Raw genomic sequence first — 16,519 nt, 5'->3', positions numbered from 1 at the left:
ACCCGATGAACGACAACGAGACGACGGCACCCGGCGAGAGCGGCGCGCTCGTCTCCGCCACCCCGGGTGGCGTGGTCGCGCAGTCTCAGGCTGACGCGGTGGACCGCTTCGAGAACCCCGGCCTGCCGCCGCACGTGCACCGGCTCGCCGACGACGACGAGTCCGCGGCAAAGCGTGCCGAGCGCCAGGTCGCCACGATGTTCGGCCTGTCGATGCTGGGCGCCCTCGTCTTCCTCGTCGCCTACTTCGTCGTGCCCGACGAGTCGACGTTCTACTTCCCGGGCATCGGTATCGCGAGCACCCAGAACGTCGTGCTCGGTGTCTCGCTCGGCATCTCGATCCTCATGATCGGTCTCGGCGCCGTGCACTGGGCCAAGACCCTGATGCCCGACACCGAGGTCGTCGAGGAGCGCCACCTGCAGGCCTCCTCCCCGGAGGACCGCGCGAAGGCCGTCGCGTCCGTGAGCAAGGGCGGCGAGGCTGCTCAGCTGCCTCGTCGGCCCCTCATCAAGTACACCCTCGGTGGCGCGCTCGGCCTCTTCGCCCTGCCGCTCGGCCTGCAGGTCGCCGGCTCGCTCGGCCCGACGGATGTCGAGGAGCTCAAGACCACGATCTGGGACCCCTCCTACAACGACGGCAAGCCGATCCGCCTCATGCGCGACCCCGAGATGACGCCGATCAAGCTCGAGGACGTCACGAACGGCTCCGTCTTCCACGTCATGCCGGAGACGCTGCAGAAGTTCATCGACGAGGGCAAGCACGTGCTCGAGGCGAAGGCCAAGGCTGCTGTCATCCTCATCCGCCTGGACCCTGAGCTCATCAAGGTCCAGAAGGCCCGTGACTGGGGTGTCGACGGCACCGTGGCCTACTCCAAGATCTGCACCCACGTCGGGTGCGCGGTCGGTCTCTACGAGCAGCAGACCCACCACCTGCTCTGCCCCTGCCACCAGTCGACGTTCGACCTGACCGAGGACTGCACCGTCATCTTCGGCCCGGCCAAGCGTCCGCTGCCGCAGCTCAAGATCCAAGTCGACGACGCGGGTTACCTCGTCGCCCCGCAAGGGTTCGACCAGCCGGTCGGACCGAGTTTCTGGGAGCGTTTGCGATGACGACCATCAACGAGAGCCGTCCGGCGCAGGGCCTGCGGGCCGACGACCGTCGCGACGAGCAGGTGCACGAGTCGACGAAACCGCTCGGCGGCATCGCCGGATGGGTCGACGACCGGGTCGGCGCCGCCAAGGGCGTGTCGTTCCTGCTCAAGAAGGTCTTCCCGGACCACTGGTCGTTCATGCTCGGCGAGATCGCGATGTACTCGATGATCGTCTGCCTGCTGACCGGGGCGTTCCTCACGTTCTGGTTCGTGCCGAGCCAGACCCTCGTCCCCTACGACGGGTCCTACATCCCGCTCCAGGGCGTCATGGTCTCGGATGCCTACCGGTCGACGCTGGACATCTCCTTCGACATCCGTGGCGGCCTGCTCATCCGGCAGATCCACCACTGGGGCGCGCTGATCTTCATCGTCGCGGTCTTCGCCCACATGGCCCGCGTCTTCTTCACCGGCGCCTTCCGCAAGCCGCGTGAGATCAACTGGGTCTTCGGCACCATCCTGTCGATGCTCGCCTGCATCGAGGGCTTCGCCGGCTACTCGCTGCCCGACGACCTGCTCTCGGGCACCGGCATCCGCGCGATGAACGGCTTCGTCCAGTCGATCCCGGTCGTCGGCTCGTACGTGTCGTACTTCATCTTCGGCGGCGCCTTCCCGGGCGAGGCGATCGTGCCGCGCCTCTACTCCGTGCACATCCTGCTCATCCCGGCGATCCTCATCGGCCTCTTCACGGCCCACATCCTGCTCGTCTTCGTGCACAAGCACACGCAGTACCCCGGGCCCGGCCGCACCAACACCAACGTCGTCGGCTACCCGCTGATGCCGGTCTACATCGCCAAGGCCGGCGGCTTCTTCTTCATGGTGTTCGGCGTCATCACGCTGATCTCGGCACTCTTCACGATCAACCCGATCTGGGCCTACGGCCCGTACGACCCCTCCCCTGTCACCGCCGGCTCCCAGCCGGACTGGTACATGGGCTTCGCGGACGGCGCGCTGCGTCTGCTGCCGGGGTGGTTCGAGTTCGTCTCGTGGGGTGACTTCACCTGGAGCATGAACATCTTCCCGGGCTCGATCTTGCTGCTGCCCATCATGTGGGGCGTCATCGGCGCCTACCCGTTCGTCGAGTCCTGGGTGACCGGTGACAAGCGCGAGCACCACCTGCTCGACCGCCCGCGCAACGCCCCGACGCGTACCGCCATCGGCGTCGCCGGCATCACGATGTACTGCGTGCTCTTCTTCGCGGCCGGCAACGACCTCATCGCGATCAAGCTCCACCTGTCCATCAACGACATCACCATGGCGTTGCGCACGCTGTTCTTCATCGGCCCGCCCATCGCCTTCTGGATCACCAAGCGGATCTGCCTCAGCCTCCAGCGGGCCGACCGCGAGAAGGTGCTCCACGGCCGTGAGACCGGCACCATCTGGCGCTACCCCGACGGCCGGTTCGAGGAGATCCACGCACCGCTCACGCCGAACGAGCGCTGGCCGCTCGTGCAGCACGAGGTTCCCGAGCCGCTGCAGATCATCGCCGAGAAGGACGAGAACGGCGTCGACAGCCCCATCGCTCGCAAGGAGCGGCTGCGCGCCAAGCTCTCGCACTTCTACTTCGTCGACCGGGTCGCACCGGTGACCCCTGCCGAGCTCGAGGCGGCCCACCACGCGCACGACGAACCGCACGCGGCCCTGCCGGCGGGCGAGCACGAGGCTCTCGAGAGCACCGGCGCCGGCGCCGAGCGCGAGTCGATCAAGGCCGACAAGCGACTCGACTGACGCCGGCTCCCCGCAGCGGCCCGCTCCCCCTCCGGGGGGCGGGCCGCTGTGCTGTCCCCAGGCTGCGATCCTCGCCGACGCGCAGGGCTCTGTGGTGACACGTCCGGCGAGTCCCTCGAGCGCCGGGTCGAGCACTCCCAGCTCATCGAGCAGCACTCCGAGCTGGCGGACGGCCTCCTCTCGCAGACGCCTGCTCCGGCGGCGCCAGGCCACGACGGCGACGGCTCGTGACCGAGGGCACCTCACCCGACAGCCCCTCAACCAACGGCCCCTGACCGGGCCTGACGCGTCACTGAGGCGGTGCATGGAAGACTCTGTCCCATGCACCGCCTCAGTGACGCCGAGTTCGAGCAGGCCGTCGGTGACGCGCTCGACTCGATCCCCCCGGAGCTGGCGCAGGCGATGGACAACGTCGTCATCCTCGTCGAGCCCGAGCCGCCTCAGGACGACCCCGATCTGCTCGGGGTCTACGACGGGGTGCCGCTCACCGAGCGCGACGGCTGGTGGGACGCCGGGTCCCTCCCCGACCGCATCACGATCTTCCAGGGCCCCCTCGAACGCTTCTGCGACTCCCCCGAGCAGCTGCGCGAGGAGATCGCCGTCACCGTCGTCCACGAGATCGCCCACCACTTCGGCATCTCGGACGAGCAGCTGCACGAGCTCGGCTGGGGCTGACGGACGCCGACGCGCCTGCCGGTTGACGAACGCCGACGTGGCCCGCAGGGCCCGATGCCGCTCGCACTCGAGGGCGTCTCGCAGGCGGGACACTTTCAACGCTTCGGTGGACAGACCCCTTTACGCGACAGCAGTTGCGGCTTACCGTCGAAGCACCGATAGATCGATCGGACGGAGGTGCCCCCAGATGTTCTCTCCAGCACGATCGCACCGCAGGCCCGAGGGCCCGTGAGGCACCGATCTCGAAGCGAGAGGCCCGGACGCTGATGCGTCCGGGCCTCTCGTCGTCAGACAGGCGTGGCGGGGGTCAGATGGAGTACTCGCCGGAGAAGGACTCGAACACCCACAGGCACACGGCCACGATGCCGAAGGCTGCGCCGATGATGAAGAGCCACCAGCCGACAGCCAGCCCGAGGAACATCACAGCGCCGGAGCCGGCGAGCCAGAGCGGCGTCCACGAGCTCGCGACGAAGTAGCCGTAGTTGCCCTCCTGCTCGTCGATCTCGCCCTTGATGTTGTCTTCCGGGCGAAGGGGGAGCTTCCTGCCGGTCATCCAGAAGTAGAAGCCGGAGAGGGCGAACAGCGCCCCGGTGAGGATGAGGGCGGTGACGCCGATCGGCTCCTGCCACTTCGACCAGAACCCGTAGATGAGCACCACGGGGATGAAGAAGATGCAGAGGTAGACGAAGAGCTTGGTCTCGACGCGCATCGGTCAGTTCTCCTTCTCGCCCGTGCGGGCCGTCGTGTGCTCGGCCTCGACGTCGGCCGGACCCATCACCTGCACAAGAGTGCCCTGGTCTGCGACCGGGCGGGCGCCGGGTGCGGCCTCCGGGTGGTGCAGGTCGAAGGCGGGGCGCTCGGAGCGGATCCGCGGCAGCGACGTGAAGTTGTGGCGCGGCGGCGGGCAGGACGTCGCCCACTCGAGCGAGGCGCCGTAGCCCCACGGGTCGTCGGAGGTGACGAGGGGGGCCTTCTTCCACGTCTTCCAGACGTTGTACATGAACGGGATCATCGAGGCGCCGAGCAGGAAGGCGCCGATGCTCGAGACGACGTTGGCCGGCTGGAAGCCCTCCGCCGGGAGGTAGTCCGGGTAGCGACGCGCCATGCCCTCGATACCCAGCCAGTGCTGGATGAGGAAGGTCATGTGGAAGCCGATGAAGAGCATCCAGAAGTGGATCTTGCCGAGCCGCTCGTCGAGCATCCTGCCGGTCAGCTTGGGCCACCAGAAGTAGTAGCCGGCGAACATCGCGAAGACCACAGTGCCGAAGACGGTGTAGTGGAAGTGGGCGACGACGAAGTAGCTGTCGGAGAGGTGGAAGTCGAGTGCGGGGCTCGCGAGGATGATGCCCGTCAGGCCGCCGAAGAGGAAGGTGACGAGGAAGCCCATCGCCCACAGCATCGGGGTGGCCATGACGACCTTGCCGCCCCACATCGTGCCGATCCAGTTGAAGAACTTCACGCCGGTCGGCACGGCGATGAGCATCGTCATCACGGCGAAGAAGGGCAGCAGCACCTGGCCGGTGACGTACATGTGGTGGGCCCAGACGCTGGCCGAGAGGGCCGCGATCGCGATGGTCGCGAAGACGAGCGTCTTGTAGCCGAAGATCGGCTTGCGCGAGAAGACCGGCAGGATCTCGCTGATGATGCCGAAGAAGGGCAGGGCGATGATGTAGACCTCGGGGTGGCCGAAGAACCAGAAGAGGTGCTGCCACAACATGGCCCCACCGTTCTCGGCGTCGAAGATGTGCATCCCGAAGCGCCGGTCACCACCGAGGGCGAAGAGCGCGGCCGCGAGGATCGGGAAAACGACGAGCACGAGCAGCGACGTGACGAGAACCGTCCACGTGAAGATCGGCATCCGGAACATCGTCATGCCGGGGGCGCGCATGCACACGATCGTCGTGACGAAGTTGACGGCACCGAGGATCGTGCCGAAGCCACCGAGGGCGAGACCGAAGACCCAGAGGTCGCCGCCGACGCCCGGCGAGTAGCTGACGTCGGAGAGCGGTGCGTAGGCGAACCAGCCGAAGGACGCGGCACCCTGGGGCGTGAGGAAGCCCGCCGACGCGATGAGCCCACCGAAGAGGTAGAGCCAGTAGGCGAACATGTTGAGGCGCGGGAACGCGACGTCCGGGGCGCCGATCTGCAGCGGCATGAGCGCGTTGGAGAAGCCGGCGAAGAGCGGCGTCGCGAAGAGCAGCAGCATGATCGTGCCGTGCATCGTGAAGAGCTGGTTGAACTGCTCCGGGTTGTCGACGATCTGCAGACCCGGCGCGAAGAGCTCGGCGCGGATGAACAGCGCCATGACGCCGCCGAGCAGGAAGAAGACGAACGAGGTGATGAAGTAGAGGTTGCCGATGACCTTGTGGTCGGTCGTCGTGACGTAGCGGACGAAGGTCTGCCCCTTCGTGGACCGCTTGCGCTCCATCGTCGCCGACGGCACCTGGGCTTCCCGGTTGAACGTTGTGGAGGTCATCAGTTGCTCCCAGTGCGTGCGGGTGCGGGGATCTTGTCGGCGTCGGCGGGCACCATCTGCTCGCGGCTGGCGTCGACGGGGATGAGGCCGGTCTGGCCGAGGTCGGCGAAACGCTTCATCGCGGCGTCGTACTCGTCCTGCGTGACGACCTTGACCATGAAGAGCATCTGCGAGTGGTAGGCGCCGCAGAGCTCGGCGCACTTGCCCTGGAAGGTGCCCGTCTGGGTCGGGACGACCTGGAACTTGTTGGTCTTGCCCGGGATCATGTCCATCTTCATGAGGAACTGCGGCACCCAGAAGCTGTGGATGACGTCGCGGGCATTGAGCACGAACTCGACGCGCTTGTTGACGGGCAGGTAGAGCACGGGCATCTCGTCGCGGGCGTTGGGGTCGCTCGGGTCGACGTGGACCCCGGTCTCGTGGACGTTGGAGTCGACGTAGTTGAAGTCCCAGCTCCACTGCTTGGCGACGACGCTGACCGTGACGTCGGGCTTGGCGCTCGTGCTGACCAGCGCCGCCTCGTCACGCGCGGTGTACCAGAAGAACACGGCGACCATGAAGACGGGGATGACCGTGTAGAGCAGCTCCATCGGCACGTTGTAGCGCAGCTGCACCGGGAGGGTCTCGTCGCCCTTGCGCTTGCGGAAGCGCACGGCGGCGTAGAGCATCAGGCCCCACGTGAGGATGCCGACGAGCAGGACGGCGATCCAGCTGCCGACCCACAGGTCGGTGACGCGCTGACCACCCTCGGACACGGCCTTGGGCAGGAAGCCGTTGGAGACCTCGCCCTGGCACCCTGCGAGGGCCAGCGCGACCAGCGCCGCGACGGGGGCCGCCTTCGCGGCGCGCCGACGCCGTCGAGGGTCTGTCACCACCGGCGTAGTCGCCGGGGTCTCGTCGTGCTCAGGCACCAGGTGCACCTTTCGTTCCGTCCGCGGGCGCCCGAGGGGCGCCTCCGAGCGATCTCACAACTGCATCCGGGCAGCGAGGTGCCCACCACCGAACCCTACCGCCCCGTCCTCCGGGTTGTCCGCAGGGGTGGCTAACGTTGCGCCGTGCCCAGTCACGATCCGGGAACGAACGTTGGACCCCCGCAGACTCCGGCGCCCGACGGCCGCCGTCGGCTCCTCGACGCTGCCTCGGGGCCCCTCCACCCCGTCGCCCGCGACACCCTCGTCGCCGCCCTCTCAGCCGGCTGGGCCGACCCCGCCCGCCTCCACGCCGAGGGCCGCACCGCGCGGGCCCTGCTCGACCGTTCCCGCGAGGTCATCGCGAGCGGTCTCGGGGTGCGCCCCGTCGAGGTGAGCCTGCTGCCGAGCGGCCCGACGGCGCTCGAGCGCGCGATCGACGGGGTGCGGTATGCCGCCCGCCGGCGTGGCGCTCGGACGGTGGCCTCCGCGGTCGAGCACTCCGCAGTCCTCGTGCCGGCCCGCGCGCGCGCCGCCCGGTCGGACGATCCCGCGCTGCTCGCCGAGGTGCCCGTCGACGGGCTCGGGCGGGTCGACCTCGAGACGTGGGAGCGGGCCCTCGCCGCTCCCGGCACGGTGGTGGCGGCCCTGCAGAGCGCCAACGGCGAGGTCGGCACCCGCCAGCCGCTCGAGGACGCGCACGCGGCCGCCCGGGCCCACGGCATACCGCTCGTCGTCGACGCGATGGCGGGCCTCGGCCGCGACGCCGTGCCGGAGCACTGGGACGTCCTCGTCGGCGACGCCCGCTCCTGGGGCGGTCCCCCGCTCGGCGTGCTTGTCGTCCGTGAGGGCGTGCGCTGGCAGTGGTCGGGCGCCCGCGCCGACGTCGAGCACGGCCGCACCGACGTCAGCCCCTGGGTTCCCGTCGCCCTGGCGGCCGCGGAGGCCTGGCAGCAGGCCAGCGCCACGACGGCGGCCGACGAGGCCCGCACCCGCTCGCTCGTCGGCGCGGTGCGCGAGGCGGCCGCGGGCGTGCCTGACACCGTCGTCGTCGGCGACCCCGACGACCGGCTGCCCCACGTCGTCACCTTCTCGAGCCTCTACGTCGACGGCGAGGCGCTCGTCGGTGCCCTCGACCAGCAGGGGTATGCCGTCGCGAGCGGTTCGGCGTGCACGTCGAGCACGCTCGAGCCGAGTCACGTGCTCGCGGCGATGGGCGTGCTGACCCACGGAAACGTCCGCGTCACGCTCCCCCTGCCGGCCGTCTCACCCGCGATCGAGGCCGACGTGGCCGACTTCTGCGCCGTCCTCGCCCCGACGGTGGCGCGCGTGCGCTCCGAGCTCGGGGTCGGTGACCTGTGAGCGCATCCCCGGACGAGCCCCTCGTCGTCGACGCCCGCGGTGAGCGCTGCCCCCTGCCGGTCATCCGCCTGGCGCGGCTCGTGCGCGGGCTGCCTCCGGGAGAGGTGCCGGTGACGGTCCGGGTGCTCGCCACCGACCCGGCGGCAGCCTCCGACGTGCCCGCCTGGTGCCGGATGCGCGGTCAGCGCTTCGTCGGCGCGGAGGCGGAGGCCGACCACACGGCATACGTCGTCGAGGTCACGCCCACAGGGCCGGCAGCGGAGCGCTGAGAACCTCCGGCAGGCCACGGAGGTAGTCCTCGCGCGTCATCTCGCTCACGCCGAGGGTCGCGAGGTGGTCGGTGCGCCACTGCACGTCGATGAGGCGGCGCGGGTCGCCGTCGGCGGCCAGCAGGTCGCGCAGCGCGACGAGCGCCGCCTTGGAGGCGTCGCGCACGGTGTGGAACATCGACTCGCCCGCGAAGAGGCCACCGATGGCCACCCCGTAGAGGCCGCCGACGAGACGGTCGTCCTGCCACGTCTCGACGGAGTGCGCCCAGCCGGCCTCGTGCAGCGCGGCATACGCGTGCGCCACCTCGGGAGTGATCCAGCGGCCGTCGCGGTCGGGGTCGGCGCACGCGGCCACGACGGCCTCGAAGGCGGTGTCGACCCGCACCTCGAGGTGGCGCATCGACTTGCGCAGCGACCGGGGCACCCGGAGGTCGTCGAGCCGCAGCACGCCCCTGGGGTCGGGCGACCACCACCCGATCGGCGGGGCGCCGTGCTCACCGATGCCCATCGGGAAGACGCCCTGCGTGTAGGCGGCGTAGAGGGTGCTGACGTCGAGGTCGGCACCCACGCCGATCAGGTCGTCGCCGGGCGCGACCTGGTCGAGCGCGAAGTCCCAGTTCGTCGGGGGCGGCGGGATGGGCACGTCGTGGCGCGAGGGCGGCGGACCGGGGCGACTACGGCCGGTGGCAGACGATGTGCGGCTCGATCTCGGCGGCCGACTCCGGGCCGTAGGCCTCGGCGAGGCGCGCGAGGAAGTGCGCCTTGCTGAGGACGTACTCCTGGGTGCCCACCGTCTCGATGACGTAGGTGGCGAGCATCGAGCCGAGCTCGGCGCACCGCCGGGTGGTGAGGCCCGCTGCGAGGCCGGTGATGAAGCCGGCGCGGAACGCGTCGCCGACGCCCGTCGGGTCGGCGCGGCGCACCTCGCGGGCGACGGGGACGGTGATCGTCTCCGCGTCCTTGCGGTGGATCGTCACCCCGCCCGAGCCGCGGGTGATGACCCGCGTGCCGACCCGGTCGAGGATCTCGTCGTGGTTCCACCCGGTCTTCTGCTCGGTGAGGTGCGCCTCATACTCGTTGGTGAAGAGGATCGTCGCGCCGTCGATGAGGCCGCGGATGCCCTCGCCGTCGGAGAAGGCGAGCTGCTGGGAGGGGTCGGCGATGAAGGGGATGCCCCGCGAGCGGCACTCCTCCGTGTGGCGGGCCATCGCCTCGGGGTCGTCGGCGCCGACGAGCACGAGGTCGAGCCCTCCGACGCGGTCGGCGACGGGAGCGAGCTCGATGTCGCGGGCCTCGCTCATCGCCCCGGCGTAGAAGGTCGCGATCTGCGCCATGTCGTTGTCGGTCGTGCAGATGAAGCGAGCCGTGTGCTGGCTCTCGGAGTAGTGCACCGACGTGCAGTCGACGCCGTGGCGCTCCAGCCAGGACCGGTAGTCGGCGAAGTCCTCACCGACCGCGCCGACGAGGATCGGGCGCAGCCCGAGGCCGGCCATGCCGAAGGCGATGTTGGCGGCCACTCCCCCGCGCCTCACCTGGAGGTCGCCGGTGAGGAAGGAGAGCGAGATCTTGTCGAGCTGCTCGACGACGAGGGAGTCCTTGAAGGAGCCCTCGAACGTCATGAGGTGGTCGGTGGCGATGGATCCGGCAATTGCGATCTGCACACCGGAAACCTAGCGCGCGAAGGGCCCGACCGTGACGGTCGGGCCCTTCGGGAGGTGCTGGTGGTGCTGCTCGATCAGCTGAACGAGTCGCCGCACGCGCAGCTGCTGCCCGCGTTGGGGTTGTCGATCGTGAAGCCCTGCTTCTCGATCGTGTCGGCGAAGTCGATGGTCGCGCCCTCGAGGTAGGGAGAGCTCATCCGGTCGACGACGACCTCGACACCGTCGAAGTCGCGCACGAGGTCACCGTCGAGGCTGCGCTCGTCGAAGTAGAGCTGGTAGATCAGGCCGGAGCAGCCGCCGGGCTGCACGCCCACGCGCAGGCGCAGGTCGTCGCGACCCTCCTGCTCGAGCAGGCTCTTGACCTTCGTGGCGGCGACGTCGGTGAGGACGACACCGTGGGCGGGAGCCTCGGTCTGCACCTCGGCGGGAGAAGCGTTCGTCTCGACACTCATGTGTTGGTCCTTCACGTCGTGGAGCGTGGGTCAGGAGTGACAACCCACGCACTACCGGAAGTGTTCCCGGCTCGTTCAGGATACGACGCAGCCCGACAGATCGGTGCATCACCACCACGTGGGCGTGCTCAGGCGGGGCGGGGTGACCACGTGCGGGCCACCCGGGCGGCCCGGGCCGCGAGGGTGCCCACGGGGTCGGCGAGCGCGTCAGCCACCTGCTGCGGGCGTTCGGCGACGGCATACACGCCGGAGAGCCCGGCGGCCATCGCCTCCCGGCGACCGACGAGCGACTGGCCGGGGATGGCGATGGCGGGGATGCCGAGCCGTGCGGCCGCCTCGGCGACGCCGACGACGACCTTTCCCTGAAGCGACTGCCAGTCGAAGCGGCCCTCCCCCGTGACGACGAGGTCGGCGGTCGCGAGCACGTGGCCGAAGCCGACCGCGTCGAGCACCGCCCCGACGCCGGAGACCTGACGCGCGCCGAGCAGGTGCAACGCGTAGCCGAGCCCACCCGCGGCTCCGGCCCCCGGCTGGCGCTCCGGCCTGATGAGGGTGCCCGTCAGCAGGTCCTTGGCTGGCGGCCTGACCCGCGCGATGATGCTCGCGAAGTGGCCCAGGGCGTTCTCGAGGCGCTGGGCGTCCTCCTCCGAGGCACCCTTCTGCGGCCCGAAGACGGCGCTCGCTCCCTTGAGCCCGAGCAACGGCGAGTCGACGTCGCTCGCGACGACGAGGTCGGTGCCGCGCAGGCGCCCCCGGGCGGCGTCGAGGCCCTCGACGTCTCGCTCCGCGACCTCGGCGAGCGCGAGGCCGCCGAGGCCCAGTCGGTCGACCGGTCCGACGCCGAGCGCCGCGAGCAGTCCGGCTCCGGCGTCGTTGGTCCCCGAGCCGCCGAGCCCGATGACGACGCGCCTCGCGCCGGCGTCGAGCGCGGCGAGGAGCAGCGTGCCGACGCCGAGCGTCGTCGTGCGGGTGGGGTCGCGCTCCTCGGGGGCGAGCAGGTGCAGCCCCGCCGCCTGCGCCGACTCGAGGTATGCCGTGGGGCCGCCCTCGTCGTCGACGAGCAGGAAGGTCGCGGGCACCTCCCGTCCGAGCGGGTCGGTCGTCACGACGGCTCGCACCTCGCCGCGCAGGTTGGCGGAGAGCACGTCGACGAAGCCGGGGCCGCCGTCGGAGAGGGGGATGCGAGAGAGGACGTCGTGCGGCGCCGTGCGGGCCCAGCCCTCGGCGATCGCGTCGGCGGCCTGTCCGGCGGTGAGCGATCCCGTGTAGCAGTCCGGGGCGATGACGACGTGCACGAGCCGCATCCTCCCATCCCGGACGCCCCGGCGGTTCGAGGTGATCCCGCAGGGGACCCTGCTCCCGGGATCACCTCGAATCGGGGGTGGGGGCCGGACGGCATACGATCTGAGGATGAGCACCGACACCGCCTCGGCACCGGCCCCGCTGCCCCTGCTCGTGCTCGGGCAGGGCACCGACCTGCACACGGAGCGCGGTGTCGAGTGCCCCGGCGAGCTGCCGTCACCGTCCGACCCGGACCTCGTGGCGCGAGCCCGTGCCGCCAAGGCCGCGCTCGGCGACCGGGTCTTCGTGCTCGGCCACCACTACCAGCGCGACGAGGTCATCGAGTTCGCCGACGTCACCGGCGACTCCTTCAAGCTCGCGCGTGACGCGGCGGCCCGTCCCGACGCGCCCTACATCGTCTTCTGCGGCGTGCACTTCATGGCCGAGTCCGCCGACATCCTGACGAGCGACGAGCAGACCGTGATCCTGCCCGACCTCGCCGCCGGGTGCTCCATGGCCGACATGGCCGCCATCGCGCAGGTCGAGGACTGCTGGGAGCAGCTGAGCGCCGCCGGGGTCGCCGAGCAGACGATCCCCGTCACCTACATGAACTCCTCGGCCGCGATCAAGGCCTTCACCGGCCGCCACGGGGGCACGATCTGCACGAGCTCCAACGCCCGCACCGCCCTCGACTGGGCGTTCGAGCAGGTCGGCGGCGTCGACGGCACCGGCAAGGTGCTCTTCCTGCCCGACCAGCACCTCGGGCGCAACACCGCGGTGCGCGAGCTCGGACTCTCGCTCGACGACTGCGTCGTGTGGGACCCCCACCGCCCCAACGGCGGCCTCACCGGCGAGCAGCTCGGTCGCGCCCGGATGATCCTGTGGCGAGGGCACTGCTCGGTGCACGGCCGCTTCTCGGTCGACGCGGTGGAGACCGCCCGACGTGAGATCCCGGGCGTCAAGGTCATCGTCCACCCCGAATGCCAGTACGAGGTCGTCGAGCTCGCCGACGAGGTCGGCTCGACCGAGAAGATCATCCAGACCATCGCCGCGGCGCCGGCCGGCACCTCCTGGGTCGTCGGCACCGAGCTCAACCTCGTGCGCCGCCTCGCGACGCAGTTCCCCGAGCAGCGCATCGCCTTCCTCGAGAAGAACGTCTGCTACTGCTCGACGATGAACCGCATCGACCTGCCCCACCTCGTGTGGGCGCTCGAGTCGCTCGTCGACGGGCGCGTCGTCAACCCGATCCGCGTCGACCCGACGGTGGCCGCGGAGGCGCGGGCCGCGCTCGACCGGATGCTCGCCCTGCCCGGCACGACCCACAAGGACTGACTGCCTCGATGCCCGGCCGCATCGCCGTCGTCTCCGACGTGCACGGCAACACGACCGCGTTCGAGGCAGTGCTGGCCGACATCGAGGCGCGCGGGATCAGGCGCATCATCAACCTCGGCGACGTCGTCGGCAAGGGGCCGCGCGGCTCAGAGGCGATCGCCCTCACCCGGGCGCACTGCGAGGTCACGGTGCGCGGCAACTGGGACACCTTCATCGCGCGCGACGAGACCCAGCTCTGGCCGGCCGCGCAGTGGACCCACGACGAGCTCAGCCCCGACGACCGGGCCTGGCTGCTCGCCCTGCCGAACACCCATGACCTCGTCATGAGCGGTCAGCACGTCCGCTTCTTCCACGCCTCGCAGGTGCACGAGTTCCACCGCGTCAACTATGACCACACGCCGGAGGAGTTCCGGGGGATGTTCACCAACACCGACTTCACCGGCGACGGTCCGACGCCGACAGTCGTCGGATACGGCGACATCCACGGCACCTACCTCGAGGTCGACCTCGGCCTGACCCTCTTCAACGCCGGGTCGGTCGGCAACCCGCTCGACGCACCGGGAGCGCCGTACGTCATCCTCGAGGGCGACCCGGACACCGGGCCGGACAGCTTCCCGGGCACCTTCCCGGGCAGCTTCCCGGGCAGCGGGCCCGAAAGCGGGCCCGCTGTGGCGGCGCCGGGAGGCAGGGCCGGGCCGTCGATCACCTTCGTGCGGGTGCCCTACGACGTCGAGGCCGAGATCGCGGTCGCCCGCGAGCTCGGCATGCCCGACGTCGAGGCCTACGCCCTCGAGCTGCGTGAGCAGGTCTACCGCGGATCGGCCTTCCCGCCGCCGTCCTGAGCCCGCCGTCCTGAGCCCGCCGTCCTGAGCCCGCCGTCCTGAGCCCGGCGGCCATCAGGCGTGCAACGCGGCCACCAAGCATGCAACGCGGCCGTCAGCCGTGCAGCGCCCCCACTCGGGCGAGGAAGACTGCCTCGGCGACGCACACGTTCTCGAACTCGCCGAGGTGCAGCGACTCGTTGGCCCCGTGCGCGCGGGTGTCGGGGTCCTCGACGCCGGTGACGATGATCGCCGCATCCGGGAAGCGCTCGACGAAGCTCGCGATGAACGGGATCGACCCGCCGACGCCGATGTCGACGGGGTCGACGCCCCAGGCGTCGGCGAAGGAGGCCCGCGCCTCGTCGTAGAGCGGCCCGTCGGCCTGGGCTGCGAAGCCGGGACCGCTCTCCTCCAACGCCACCTCGACCTCGGCGCCCCACGGGGCGTGGCTCTCGAGGTGCGCCTTGACCAGCTCGAACGCCGCCGCGGGGTCCTGCGTCGGCGCGAGGCGCACGGAGATCTTCGCAGCGGCCGAGGCGGCGAGCGTGTTAGACGCCTTGTCGATGGACGTGGCGTCGATGCCGATCGTCGTGATCGACGGCTTGGTCCAGAGCCGCGACAGGATCGAGCCGGTGCCGATGAGCTCGACACCGTCGAGCAGTCCGCTCTCCTCGCGGAAGCGTGCCTCGTCGTAGTCGAGGTCGGCTGCCTCGCCCACGTCGAGCCCGGCGACGGCGACCGACCCGTCGTCGTCGTGCAGGCTCGCGAGCAACCGCACGAGCGCCGTGACCGCGTCGACGGCGGCGCCGCCGTACATGCCCGAGTGCACGGAGTGGTCGAGGGTGCGCACCGTGACGACGGCCCGCAGGCCGCCGCGAAGGGTCGTCGTCAGCGCCGGCGCGCCGACGGCCCAGTTGGTCGAGTCGGCGATGACGATGGCGTCGGCAGCGAGCCGGTCGCCGTGGCGCTCGAGGATCGTCTCGAGCGACGGGGAGCCCGACTCCTCCTCGCCCTCGACGAAGATCGTCAGACCGACCGGGAGGTTGCCCGAGTGCGCGCGCAGCGCCGCGATGTGGGCCATCACCCCGGCCTTGTCGTCGGCCGCACCGCGGCCGTAGAGGCGCCCGTCGCGCTCCGTCGGCTCGAAGGGCGCGGTGTGCCAGTCGGCCTCGTCACCGGGCGGCTGCACGTCGTGGTGGGCATAGAGGGTGACCGTCGGCGCGCCCTCGGGTCCGTCGACGTGCCCGATGACCGCCGGCCGTCCGCCTTCGGTGACGACCTCGACCTCGAGCCCCTCGGCACGCAGCAGCTCGGCGACGGCATCGGCGCTGCGGGCGACCTGTGACTGGTCGAAGCTGCTCGCCGAGACGCTGGGGATGCGCACGAGTGCCTCGAGGTCGGCCCGCACCTGCGGCATGAGCTCGGCCACGCGGGCGCGGATGGCCTCGATCTCGTCGGGCGTGAGGGCTGGGGTGCGGGCTGCGTCGGTCACACCGGTGACCCTACCGAGGCCGGCGGGCACCGACGAGGAGCCCGTATGCCGTCTGCCTCGTGTCAGGGGCCGCGGGTAGTTTCGGGGTCGTCGCCGCCAACTCCTTCCTCGCCGGACAGGACGCCTGGCTGCGCCGGCTCGGCAACCTGCGCAACGTCGTGCGGCAGGAGGTCGTGGCCCGACAGCTGGCGCAGCACCTGCCCGCGCCGCCCGCGACCGTGCTCGATGTCGGGGCGGGCCAGGGCACCCAGGCCCTGCGGCTCGCTGCCCTCGGGCACGTCGTGACGGCGGTCGAGCCCGACGAGGGCATGCGCGCGGCCTTCGACCGGAGCGCCGCAGACCTCGACCAGGTCGCGCGCGACCGGGTCACCCTCCTGGGCGGCGACCTCGACAGCCTGGCAGCCAGCGTCCGGTCGGCGACCTTCGACGTCGTGCTCTGCCACGGCGTGCTCATGTACCTTCCCGAGAGCCGGTCGGCGATCCGGTCGCTGGCCGAGCGACTGGCCCCCGGCGGGACGCTGTCGGTCCTGGCCCGCAACGGTGACGCACTGGCCTGGCGACCTGCCTCCCGACACGACTGGAGCGCAGCCATCCGGATGCTCGACGAGAGCACCGCTGCGCGAGTCGAGGGCCGAGATGCGTTCTACCGCAACGAGATCGGTGTCGACGCTCGCGCCGACACCCTGGCGTCGCTGACGTCGGCGTGCGCCGACGCGGGCCTCGACGTCGAGGCGTGGGGCGGGGTGCGCGTGGCGTCCGACGACGTGCCCGTCGACGAGCCCGCCCCGCGAGGCGCCGAGCTCGCGGAGCTGCTCGACGTCGAGGAGCGCCTGGGCGCCACCGACCCGTATCGCGCCCTCGGAACCCTCCTGCACGTCATCGCGCGCCGCCCGCGGCAGCCCGCGGGGTCGTAGG

16 protein-coding genes are annotated in these 16,519 nt (G+C 70.8%); 8 read left to right on the top strand and 8 right to left on the bottom strand.

Annotated features, from left to right (window positions below; all coding sequences use genetic code 11):
• The first annotated feature begins 5 nt into the window (after positions 1 to 5).
• From qcrA to FBY41_RS15035, 3 genes are all read left to right on the top strand, one after another.
• Positions 6 to 1,109 carry a cytochrome bc1 complex Rieske iron-sulfur subunit gene (gene qcrA, locus FBY41_RS15045; protein WP_141844998.1) on the top strand — a complete coding sequence of 368 codons (1,104 nt, stop codon included), beginning with the start codon at positions 6 to 8 and terminating at the stop codon, positions 1,107 to 1,109.
• Positions 1,106 to 2,875, top strand: coding sequence for a cytochrome bc1 complex cytochrome b subunit (qcrB, locus tag FBY41_RS15040; protein ID WP_141844997.1), 1,770 nt, complete (start codon positions 1,106 to 1,108; stop codon positions 2,873 to 2,875). The genes qcrA and qcrB overlap by 4 nt, the downstream gene beginning before the upstream one ends.
• Positions 2,876 to 3,196: 321 nt before the next feature.
• Complete coding sequence (locus FBY41_RS15035) at positions 3,197 to 3,550, top strand: metallopeptidase family protein (protein WP_141844996.1); 354 nt, start codon at positions 3,197 to 3,199, stop codon at positions 3,548 to 3,550.
• A gap of 307 nt (positions 3,551 to 3,857) precedes the next feature.
• On the opposite strand, the gene FBY41_RS15030 is transcribed toward FBY41_RS15035, so the two are convergent.
• From FBY41_RS15030 to ctaC, 3 genes are read right to left on the bottom strand one after another with little or no spacing between them, the layout of a single operon-like run.
• Positions 3,858 to 4,259 (bottom strand): cytochrome c oxidase subunit 4, encoded by a 402-nt coding sequence (locus tag FBY41_RS15030; protein WP_141844995.1) that lies wholly within the window; start codon positions 4,257 to 4,259, stop codon positions 3,858 to 3,860.
• Positions 4,260 to 4,262: 3 nt separating this feature from the next.
• A complete protein-coding gene (gene ctaD, locus FBY41_RS15025) occupies positions 4,263 to 6,026 on the bottom strand; it encodes an aa3-type cytochrome oxidase subunit I (RefSeq protein WP_141844994.1) in 1,764 nt (587 codons plus the stop codon).
• Positions 6,026 to 6,937, bottom strand: coding sequence for an aa3-type cytochrome oxidase subunit II (gene ctaC, locus FBY41_RS15020; RefSeq protein ID WP_260439791.1), 912 nt, complete (start codon positions 6,935 to 6,937; stop codon positions 6,026 to 6,028). Before ctaC ends, ctaD begins: the two co-directional genes overlap by 1 nt.
• Before the next feature lie 144 nt (positions 6,938 to 7,081).
• Here ctaC and FBY41_RS15015 point away from each other — a divergent pair, with 144 nt between their 5' ends.
• On the top strand, positions 7,082 to 8,296 hold the full coding sequence (locus FBY41_RS15015; RefSeq protein WP_141844992.1) for a cysteine desulfurase family protein: 1,215 nt from the start codon (positions 7,082 to 7,084) through the stop codon (positions 8,294 to 8,296).
• On the top strand, positions 8,293 to 8,565 hold the full coding sequence (locus FBY41_RS15010; RefSeq protein WP_141844991.1) for a sulfurtransferase TusA family protein: 273 nt from the start codon (positions 8,293 to 8,295) through the stop codon (positions 8,563 to 8,565). The genes FBY41_RS15015 and FBY41_RS15010 overlap by 4 nt, the downstream gene beginning before the upstream one ends.
• Here FBY41_RS15010 and aat read toward each other — a convergent pair.
• The 4 genes from aat to FBY41_RS14990 form a co-directional block, all read right to left on the bottom strand.
• A complete protein-coding gene (aat, locus tag FBY41_RS15005) occupies positions 8,534 to 9,208 on the bottom strand; it encodes a leucyl/phenylalanyl-tRNA--protein transferase (RefSeq protein ID WP_141844990.1) in 675 nt (224 codons plus the stop codon). The genes FBY41_RS15010 and aat overlap by 32 nt on opposite strands.
• 31 nt (positions 9,209 to 9,239) lie before the next feature.
• Positions 9,240 to 10,226, bottom strand: a complete 987-nt coding sequence (locus FBY41_RS15000; RefSeq protein WP_141844989.1) for a carbohydrate kinase family protein — start codon at positions 10,224 to 10,226, stop codon at positions 9,240 to 9,242.
• A gap of 74 nt (positions 10,227 to 10,300) precedes the next feature.
• The gene (gene erpA / locus FBY41_RS14995) at positions 10,301 to 10,678 is read right to left on the bottom strand and encodes an iron-sulfur cluster insertion protein ErpA (RefSeq protein ID WP_020145450.1); all 378 of its coding nucleotides are present in this window, start codon (positions 10,676 to 10,678) and stop codon (positions 10,301 to 10,303) included.
• 128 nt (positions 10,679 to 10,806) lie between these two features.
• The gene (locus FBY41_RS14990; protein ID WP_141845158.1) at positions 10,807 to 11,973 is read right to left on the bottom strand and encodes a glycerate kinase family protein; all 1,167 of its coding nucleotides are present in this window, start codon (positions 11,971 to 11,973) and stop codon (positions 10,807 to 10,809) included.
• A gap of 115 nt (positions 11,974 to 12,088) precedes the next feature.
• Here FBY41_RS14990 and nadA point away from each other — a divergent pair, with 115 nt between their 5' ends.
• Positions 12,089 to 13,291 (top strand): quinolinate synthase NadA, encoded by a 1,203-nt coding sequence (gene nadA, locus FBY41_RS14985; protein WP_141844988.1) that lies wholly within the window; start codon positions 12,089 to 12,091, stop codon positions 13,289 to 13,291.
• Positions 13,292 to 13,299: 8 nt separating this feature from the next.
• Positions 13,300 to 14,133: a metallophosphoesterase family protein gene (locus tag FBY41_RS14980; protein WP_141844987.1), complete on the top strand. Its 834-nt coding sequence runs from the start codon at positions 13,300 to 13,302 to the stop codon at positions 14,131 to 14,133.
• Positions 14,134 to 14,227: 94 nt separating this feature from the next.
• Here the strand turns inward: FBY41_RS14980 and FBY41_RS14975 are convergent, their stop codons facing one another.
• Positions 14,228 to 15,604, bottom strand: a complete 1,377-nt coding sequence (locus FBY41_RS14975; protein ID WP_141844986.1) for a dipeptidase — start codon at positions 15,602 to 15,604, stop codon at positions 14,228 to 14,230.
• 59 nt (positions 15,605 to 15,663) lie between these two features.
• Between FBY41_RS14975 and FBY41_RS14970 the strand changes: the two genes are divergently transcribed.
• Positions 15,664 to 16,518 carry a methyltransferase domain-containing protein gene (locus FBY41_RS14970; protein WP_221629284.1) on the top strand — a complete coding sequence of 285 codons (855 nt, stop codon included), beginning with the start codon at positions 15,664 to 15,666 and terminating at the stop codon, positions 16,516 to 16,518.
• Position 16,519: the final 1 nt, after the last annotated feature.

The organism is Humibacillus xanthopallidus, from assembly GCF_006716675.1.
Taxonomy (GTDB): Bacteria; Actinomycetota; Actinomycetes; order Actinomycetales; family Dermatophilaceae; genus Humibacillus; species Humibacillus xanthopallidus_B.
The sequence above is the reverse complement of the archived record's forward strand: the minus strand, read 5'-3'. Positions and strand labels throughout refer to the sequence as shown.

Bases quoted from the DNA above. Each gene is read 5' to 3' on its own strand.
- ctaD (WP_141844994.1), bottom strand. From the start codon at position 6,026: ATGACCTCCACAACGTTCAACCGGGAAGCCCAGGTGCCGTCGGCGACG.
- qcrB (WP_141844997.1), top strand. From the start codon at position 1,106: ATGACGACCATCAACGAGAGCCGTCCGGCGCAGGGCCTGCGGGCCGAC.
- qcrA (WP_141844998.1), top strand. From the start codon at position 6: ATGAACGACAACGAGACGACGGCACCCGGCGAGAGCGGCGCGCTCGTC.
- FBY41_RS14980 (WP_141844987.1), top strand. From the start codon at position 13,300: ATGCCCGGCCGCATCGCCGTCGTCTCCGACGTGCACGGCAACACGACC.
- FBY41_RS15030 (WP_141844995.1), bottom strand. From the start codon at position 4,259: ATGCGCGTCGAGACCAAGCTCTTCGTCTACCTCTGCATCTTCTTCATC.
- FBY41_RS15035 (WP_141844996.1), top strand. From the start codon at position 3,197: ATGCACCGCCTCAGTGACGCCGAGTTCGAGCAGGCCGTCGGTGACGCG.
- erpA (WP_020145450.1), bottom strand. From the start codon at position 10,678: ATGAGTGTCGAGACGAACGCTTCTCCCGCCGAGGTGCAGACCGAGGCT.
- nadA (WP_141844988.1), top strand. From the start codon at position 12,089: ATGAGCACCGACACCGCCTCGGCACCGGCCCCGCTGCCCCTGCTCGTG.